This is a genomic window from Alicyclobacillus hesperidum subsp. aegles (assembly GCF_027923525.1).
Lineage (GTDB): Bacteria > Bacillota > Bacilli > Alicyclobacillales > Alicyclobacillaceae > Alicyclobacillus > Alicyclobacillus aegles.
The window spans coordinates 1-269 of record NZ_BSBJ01000066.1 but is presented as its reverse complement, the minus strand read 5'-3'; the positions used below and the strand labels follow the sequence as shown (position 1 = coordinate 269).

Sequence of the window (269 nt, the reverse complement as noted above, 5' to 3'; positions counted from 1 at the left end):
GGTTGAAATTCCTGTACCACCGAGAGCGATTGAGCGAAGGGGTGACGCAGGAGGATGAGGGAAGCGGCCGGATGGAAGAGGCCGTCCAAGCAGCGAGCGAGGGATGTAGTGAAATGCGCATCCTGGGAATCGTGGGCTGTGATGGGGAGGGAAGAACAGTACCGAAGTCCCAGAGTTCACACTGCCGAGAAAAGCCTCTAGCGATGCAGCAGGTGCCCGTACCGGAAACCGACACAGGTGGGCGCGTGGAGAACACGAAGGCGCGCGGG

1 rRNA gene is annotated in these 269 nt (G+C 60.6%); it reads left to right on the top strand.

The features are described from left to right. Window positions 1-269: ribosomal RNA gene (locus QMF38_RS11865) — 23S ribosomal RNA — on the top strand; the annotation flags it as partial.